Annotated in this window: 10 protein-coding genes and 1 tRNA gene; 5 read left to right on the top strand and 6 right to left on the bottom strand. The window is 56.6% G+C overall.

Going from position 1 to position 7024, the window contains the following annotated elements:
• Nucleotide 1: 1 nt before the first annotated feature.
• Nucleotides 2-847: a helix-turn-helix domain-containing protein gene (locus WMO17_RS10320; protein ID WP_005942868.1), complete on the bottom strand. Its 846-nt coding sequence runs from the start codon at nt 845-847 to the stop codon at nt 2-4.
• Nucleotides 848-971: 124 nt separating this feature from the next.
• Between WMO17_RS10320 and WMO17_RS10325 the strand changes: the two genes are divergently transcribed.
• Nucleotides 972-2087 (top strand): ABC transporter ATP-binding protein, encoded by a 1116-nt coding sequence (locus WMO17_RS10325; RefSeq protein WP_097773796.1) that lies wholly within the window; start codon nt 972-974, stop codon nt 2085-2087.
• Between the two features lie 116 nt (nt 2088-2203).
• Here the strand turns inward: WMO17_RS10325 and WMO17_RS10330 are convergent, their stop codons facing one another.
• Genes WMO17_RS10330 through WMO17_RS10345 form a run of 4 tightly spaced genes read right to left on the bottom strand, consistent with a single transcriptional unit; the run spans nt 2204 to nt 4711 of the window.
• Nucleotides 2204-3103 (bottom strand): LysR family transcriptional regulator, encoded by a 900-nt coding sequence (locus WMO17_RS10330; protein ID WP_349138015.1) that lies wholly within the window; start codon nt 3101-3103, stop codon nt 2204-2206.
• Between the two features lie 12 nt (nt 3104-3115).
• A complete protein-coding gene (gene tsaA, locus WMO17_RS10335) occupies nt 3116-3814 on the bottom strand; it encodes a tRNA (N6-threonylcarbamoyladenosine(37)-N6)-methyltransferase TrmO (protein ID WP_294648864.1) in 699 nt (232 codons plus the stop codon).
• Between the two features lie 12 nt (nt 3815-3826).
• Entirely contained in the window at nt 3827-4045 is a 219-nt protein-coding gene (locus tag WMO17_RS10340) for a hypothetical protein (RefSeq protein ID WP_005942855.1), read from the bottom strand.
• Between the two features lie 48 nt (nt 4046-4093).
• Nucleotides 4094-4711, bottom strand: coding sequence for a LexA family protein (locus tag WMO17_RS10345; RefSeq protein WP_294648863.1), 618 nt, complete (start codon nt 4709-4711; stop codon nt 4094-4096).
• 196 nt (nt 4712-4907) lie between these two features.
• Here WMO17_RS10345 and WMO17_RS10350 point away from each other — a divergent pair, with 196 nt between their 5' ends.
• A complete protein-coding gene (locus WMO17_RS10350) occupies nt 4908-5270 on the top strand; it encodes a helix-turn-helix domain-containing protein (protein WP_005942847.1) in 363 nt (120 codons plus the stop codon).
• A complete protein-coding gene (locus WMO17_RS10355; protein ID WP_097773792.1) occupies nt 5242-5478 on the top strand; it encodes a hypothetical protein in 237 nt (78 codons plus the stop codon). The genes WMO17_RS10350 and WMO17_RS10355 overlap by 29 nt, the downstream gene beginning before the upstream one ends.
• Nucleotides 5479-5533: 55 nt before the next feature.
• Here the strand turns inward: WMO17_RS10355 and WMO17_RS10360 are convergent, their stop codons facing one another.
• Entirely contained in the window at nt 5534-5701 is a 168-nt protein-coding gene (locus WMO17_RS10360; RefSeq protein ID WP_044953787.1) for a FeoB-associated Cys-rich membrane protein, read from the bottom strand.
• A gap of 179 nt (nt 5702-5880) precedes the next feature.
• Between WMO17_RS10360 and WMO17_RS10365 the strand changes: the two genes are divergently transcribed.
• Together WMO17_RS10365 and WMO17_RS10370 are read left to right on the top strand one after the other, a co-directional pair.
• Nucleotides 5881-5957 (top strand) — tRNA-Val (locus tag WMO17_RS10365).
• 446 nt (nt 5958-6403) lie between these two features.
• Nucleotides 6404-6922, top strand: coding sequence for a ClbS/DfsB family four-helix bundle protein (locus tag WMO17_RS10370; protein ID WP_349138016.1), 519 nt, complete (start codon nt 6404-6406; stop codon nt 6920-6922).
• The last annotated feature ends 102 nt before the right edge of the window (nt 6923-7024 follow it).

Here is a 7024-nt window from a genome sequence, read left to right on the forward strand (position 1 = left end):
CTTAAATATAAAGCTCCTGTTCGCGCAGAGATTCCTCGGGCGAAAGCCCACTCTGCGCGGCGTGACCGGCCATTGCCCGCCACTGTGCGGGGGATTGGCCGGTTTCTTTTTTGAACACCCGGCACAGGTAGTTGGCACCGGAAAAGCCGCACAGGCTGGCTACCACGTCCAGTGTGTACTCCCGGTGGAGCAGCAGCCGCTGGGCTGCTTCAACGCGCACCGTGGTGAGGTATTTGCCCGGCGGCACGCCAATGGCTGCGGTAAAGGTGCGCACCAGATGGCTCTTGGACACGCCCAGCCGTTCGCTCAGCTCCTCCACGCCGTAAAGGCCCGCGTAGTTTGCGCGGATGTCCTCAATGGCGGCCTGCACCAGCGGCGGCAGGGCGGACGCGGCACTGTCGGCATCGGCCAGCTCACACAGCAGTGCGTAGGCCAACTGGCTGCGGGCACGGCTGTGGGCGGCCTTTTCCTCAGCAAGGCGGTCCATCAGTTCGGCAGCGGCCGGGCAGGAACCGCCCTTGGCTAGGAAGGGCAGTTCGTGCAGCCCGGCCAGAAACTGGGAAGCCGCCTGCCCGGTAAGCTGGACGCAGAGCAGATGGCAGATGCTTTCCGGCACAAGGGCCAGCGGGGCACGGCTCAGGATCAGGTGCCCGGCAGGCACGGACTGCGGCGGCAAAATGAGCGCTGCACCCAGCGGCAGCGGCCCGGCAGCAGGTACGGATGCAGAGCACTGGCCGCTGGACACAAGGCACACCCACAGTCCTTCGCCGGAGAGGGTGAGGGGGGCAGACAGCTGCAGATCCTGCACTGAAGCGGGAAAAGCGATGGTGTTCCAGTCAAAAAGCAATATCTGACACCTCTGATCAATAAAATGCTATTTTATATCACAAAATTATCTGCTATTATAGTACCAACGAATGAACACGCCGTCAAGAGCGTGGAAACCTTAAAAATTATGGAGGCAAACGACTATGGCTTCGATCAGCTGCCAGCACATCTATAAGATCTATCCGGGTGCTACCGCTCCCGCTGTTACCGACTTTAACCTGGAGATCCAGGATAAGGAATTCATCATCTTCGTCGGCCCCTCTGGCTGCGGCAAGTCCACCACCCTGCGCATGATCGCCGGTCTGGAGGAGATCTCCAAGGGCGAAATGTACATCGGTGGCCGTCTGATCAACGACGTTCCCCCGAAGGATCGTGATATCGCAATGGTGTTCCAGAGCTACGCTCTGTACCCCCACATGACCGTTTACAAGAACATCGCTTTCGGTCTGGAACTGCGCAAGACCCCGAAGGACGAGATCGACAAGCGCGTGCACGAGGCTGCTAAGATCCTGGAGATCGAGCACCTGCTGGACCGCAAGCCCAAGGCTCTGTCCGGTGGTCAGCGTCAGCGTGTTGCTCTGGGCCGTGCAATGGTTCGTAACCCGGCAGTCTTCCTGCTGGACGAGCCTCTGTCCAACCTGGATGCTAAGCTGCGTACCAGCATGCGTACCGAGATCATCAAGCTGCACAAGAAGCTGGCTACCACCTTCATCTACGTTACCCACGACCAGACCGAGGCTATGACCATGGGCGACCGTATCGTTGTTATGAAGGACGGCATCATCCAGCAGGTCGATACCCCGCAGAACCTGTACGATATGCCTTGCAACATGTTCGTTGCTGGCTTCATCGGCAGCCCCCAGATGAACTTCCTGGACGGCACCCTGATCAAGAAGGGGGAGCTGTACGGTGTTGATCTGGGCGGCGACGTGATCCCCCTGCCCAAGGAGAAGACCGCAGACGGCAAGCTGGATGCTTACGTCGGCAAGAAGATCAAGATGGGCGTCCGTCCCGAGGACATCGACGACGAGCCCGAGTTTATGGCAAAGCACGCAGACTGCCAGCTGGATGCTCAGGTGGATGTCTCCGAAATGATGGGTGCTGAGATCTACCTGTATCTGGAGTACAAGGGCAACAAGATGACCGCTCGTGTGGCTCCCACCTCCAAGGCACGCAACGGAGACACCGTCCGCGTTGCATTCGATCCCCACAAGGTCCACCTGTTCGACATCGAGACCGAGCTGACCATCCTGAACTAAAATTTAGCGACGATCATTTTTGATCCTCCTATCATAAGAAAAACCGCCGAAGGGAAGCCTTCGGCGGTTTTTCGTTTGTGTGTTCAGCTTTACGCTTCAATGGACCCGTGCTTCTTTCATTTGCTGGCAGTGCCGGGCGCGGGCTGGCGCACCAGCTCGATAAAGGCTTTCATCTGAGGGGTCAGCCATTTGTCACGGTGGTAAAACAGCTGACGGTGCATCTCCACGGTGCAGTCCGGCACATTCAGCCGGGCAAGACGACCTGCGGCCAGCGCCGGACGCACGATGTACTCCGGCAGGAAGGAAAGACCCATGCCCTGCTCCACCATCTGGCACAGCAGCGCAGCGCTGCCCAGCTCCAGATAAGGGTGGATGGCAAGGCCGCGGGCGGCAAGGCACTGATCCAAAGCGTCGCGGTAGCTCATGCCGCGCTCAGTGAGCAGAAATTCCTGCCGGGGCAGCTCTTCCAGCGTAACGGCTTCCTGCCCGGCAAGCGGGTGAGCGGACGGTGCAATAAAACACACCGGCTCCGGCACATCCGCCGCAAGCACCAGATTGGGCTGCAGCAGGGGCTGGTCCAGCGTATAGGCCAGATCGATCTGATTTGTGCCCAGCATCTGCAGCATCCCGTCGGCAGTGGCGGTGCACAGCACCAGCTCCACCTGCGGGCACAGGGCGTGGTAGCGTTTGAGCAGACCGGGCAGGAAGGTGGAGCACACCGAATCCGCCAGAGCGATGCGCAGACTGCCGCTGATCTGCCGGGCGGGCTGCAGGGCAGCCTGCGCCTGCTGGGCCGTGGCCAGCAGGGTGCGTGCATAGCCTAAAAAGGTCTGGCCCGCATCGGTGAGCCGCACGGTCTTGCCCACGCGGTCGAACAGCGGTGCGCCCAGCTCTGCTTCCAGCTGTGCGATCTGGGAGGACACCGCCGACTGGGAATAGCCCAGCTGCCGCGCAGTGTGGGAAAAGCTGTGCAGCTCGGCGATGTGCAAAAAGGTATTGATGTTCCGCAGTTCCATAAACGCTTCCTCTCAGCGGCGGGCGATGCCGGTCACGGTGAGCACCTCGCCATCCACGGTAAAATGCACCTCTACCGGGCCGAACTCCATGCCGTACACCCGCTGCGGGTCGTGCTGATAGGAGGGGCGCGGGTCACCTGCCAGTACGCCGGTCAGGGCGGCGCGGTCGGCCTGCGGCACCTGTGCCAGCAGTTCGGGCGGGAACTGTACCTGCAGACGGTGGAACTGGGTCTGGCCGGTAAAGCCCTCGGCGGCATCCGGGTGGCAGTCGGCATAGGGGATGTAAGGCTTGATGTCGTAGATGGGGGTGCCATCCATCAGGTCGGCACCGCGCACGATGAGCACCGGGCCAATGTCCGGCCGGTGCTCGATGCCTTCCAGACGCACGCTGGAAAGGCCCAGAGGATTGGGGCGGAACGGCGACCGGGTGGCGAACACGCCCATGCGGGTGTTGCCGCCCAGACGCGGTGGGCGTACAGTGGGGGACCAGCTGTCCCGCACCGCGCCGGAGAACTGCCACACCAGCCAGATGTGACTGAAATCTTCCAGACCGCGCACGGCATCGGCATTGCGGTATTCGGGCGTAAAGATCACCTCGCCGCGCAGCTCGTCCACAAGGCCGCTCTGGCGTGGGATGCCGAACTTGGTGGGAAAGGCAGTATGGATATGGGCAATGACCTTCAGGGTCATCTCTTCAGGTGCAGTGGGCATGGTGAACTCCTTTTAATAGATCTTTTTCAGGGGGCATTCCGGCGGGATGCTGTACCGTGCCCGGAATGCGTCCAGTTCCTGAGGCGTGCGAATGAGCTGAACGTCCTCAAAATGGCCATCCGGGGAGATGAAACCGGCCACCTGCTCCCCGGTGCAGATGCTGCACCGCAGTGCAGGCTGCTGGGTGGCGGGGTCGTAAGAACGGGCAGGCTTTTTGCGGGAGAAAAACATGAGAAGCCTCCTTCTTTTATGAAACGTGCCTGAAAGACTGCAGGCGGCTCACAGCCCCCGGCACAGGCCGACAGCGCGGCCCTCAATGTGCAGCTCTTCCAGCTGCAGGCCGGTAAAGATCATGGGTGGGCAGACGGCGGCATTGTCCGCAAGCAGCATCACAGCATCACCCTGCCGATGGAAGTGCTTGAGGGTGGCCTCGCCGCCAATGCGCACTGCGGCGATCTCGCCCTGCTCCACCTCCGGCTGGCAGCGAATGCATACGATGTCGCCGTCGCAGATGGTGGGGGACATGCTGTCACCGTGGCAGGTCAGGGCAAAGTCAGCGCGCCACGCGGCGGGAACGCCGATATAGCGTTCAATGTTCTGCTCTGCCGTGATAGGAGTGCCGCAGGCAATGGAACCGATCAGCGGGACCTGCGTCATGACAGGCAGCGGCTCAAAGCCCGGCGGCGGACAGGGTGTGTCCAGCCCCAGCAGATAGGCAGGGGTGGTCTCCAACGCGGCTGCCAGCTCTTCCACCTTGGACTGCGGCAGGTCGTTGATGCCTTTTTCCAGCTTGGTAATGGAGGATTTGGACCGATAGCCCATGCGCTGGGCAAGCTCTTCCTGCGAAAGGCCCAGTTCTTTGCGGCGCAGATGCAGACGGGTAGAAAGCTCAGACATGCGAAACCTCTCTAAAAAAACGTATGGTTGTTCTGTAAAAAGAATGCTGTTACCAGAAGTATACCAAAAAATTGCATTAAAATCAACTTTTTTCTGCGAATTTGCAAAAATGGGTTGACACTGAATCAATGCAGGAATATAATACAACTAAAGATTGTGGAACGGCATTGCCGATACGAAAAAAGGAGAGCGGAATATGGCAAATACTGAAATGATCCGGGATTATATTCGCGCCAGTGGGTACAAGATGCAGTATGTGGCACGAGCCTTGAAGATCAGCCCCAATGCACTGAACCTGAAACTGCAGGGGCGCACACAGTTCAAGCTGAGCGAAGCAGAACGGCTGAGCGCGGTGCTTGGTCTGAGCATGTACGAGCGGGATCTCTGCTTTTTTGAAGAGCAGAACCGCCGCGAAGTGCTGGCACGCCGCGCGGATGAAAAGAGGAGGGCAGAACATGACAAGCGAGCAGAGAAATCAGACGCGGCTGGCACTGTACCGGTATGGGATGCGGCAGCGTGCACGAAGCCCGGTGGAGCGCAGCTGGTGCGCCGCCATTGAGGAGGGCCTTGCCTATTACCGGCAAAACGACCCGCTGCGTGCGGATCTGTTCGAGCTGCGCTATGTACAGCACCGCACGGAGGACGATGTGATCGATCAGCTGCACATCGGCCGTACTACTTACCAGAAAGCCCATCAGGACCTGCTGAGCACCATTGCCGTGTACGCGGCAGAGCGCGGGGTGTTTTACCGCGAGACGGAAAGCTGAAAGCAGAATGCCCCCGGACGCTGCCAGCAGGCAATGTCCGGGGGCATTTTTGAACTCAGGCTTTTTTGTTCGGGTCCTGTTTTTCGCAGTGGCTGTGGCAGGATGCACAGTTGCCGCCGCAGCCCTCGCCCTTCCAGCCGCCCTGCTTGGAGATCCACACAACGGCCAGTGCAAACAGAACGATCAGAACGATCAGCGTAATGATTCCACGAAGTGTCAGCATTTTTTGTACCTCTTTTCCCGGTGGGAAAGTTTCTGTGTTCAGTATACACGATTTGGCATCAAAGGGCAACCGGAAAGCGGATACAAAAAGTGTGATTTTTTTAAAATTAGGGCTTGCATTTTGGAAAAGGCCGTGCTATAATAATCACGTTCCAGTTCGGAACGCACAAAACAAAATATGGAGGATTAGCTCAGCTGGTTAGAGCACCTGCATCACACGCAGGGGGTCTGGGGTTCGAGTCCCTAATTCTCCACCATACAGTTCGTACTCGAACCCGATTCTCTATGAGAAAGGGTTCGGGTACGTTTTTTGTTTACAGGAAGTTCTGAGAAGGCACTACTCGGAACAGTGAGCAGGAACGAACAAAGGCAGGGTATCACCATGGCGGTGGTATCCTGCCTTTTGCTTTGCGGAATCAAGTTCGCTTTGTGCGAACTTGGTCGTCCCCCTATATGGCGCGTTTGGGGGTAGTCGCTGCGTACGTGCGTACCGGGAGCCTGTACACCTCTGACAAGGTGTAACACACTAGACTTTGTGCCAAAGTCTGTGTGCCAAGGGGCCAAGCCCCTTAGAATCCCTGCGGAGCGTGTACGCACGTACGCAGAAAAATGGCAAAATTTCACTATATCGGGGTGTTCTTTCATTGGAGAGTATGGTATACTCGGCTTAGTTCAACAAATAAGAATTTGAGGAGATAGAATCGTGAGAACATATGAGAATAAGGATGAACTTAAAAACGAGATAAATAAAAGCTTTGCAAAGTATATATCAGAATTTAATGATATTCCGGAACCTTTAAAAGATAAGAGGATTGATGAGGTTGATCGAACTCCAGCAGAAAATCTTGCTTATCATGTTGGATGGACAACGCTCATTCTTAAATGGGAAGCAGACGAAAGAAAGGGTCTTCAGGTCAAAACTCCCTCCGATAATTTTAAGTGGAATCAGCTTGGTGAATTATATCAATGGTTCACAGATACATATGCACACCTGTCACTGCAAGAGCTGAAAGACATGTTGAATGAGAACATTGATTCTATTTATGCAATGATCGATTCACTAAGTGAGGAAGAAGTGTTTAAACCACATATGAGAAAATGGGCCGACGAGGCAACTAAAACAGCCGTCTGGGAAGTATACAAATTCATACATGTTAACACAGTGGCTCCGTTTGGAACCTTTAGAACGAAGATCAGAAAATGGAAAAAGATGGCACTATAACTTCCAGTTTGCTGTACTCGTTCCTAGCAGGGTTTGGGGCAGGCACGCCCCAACAAGAAGCTGTCCCAAAGGGGCAAGAATTTTCAAGAATTGAAAATTTGT

This window comes from Faecalibacterium faecis, assembly GCF_040096475.1.
Classification (GTDB): domain Bacteria; phylum Bacillota; class Clostridia; order Oscillospirales; family Ruminococcaceae; genus Faecalibacterium; species Faecalibacterium taiwanense.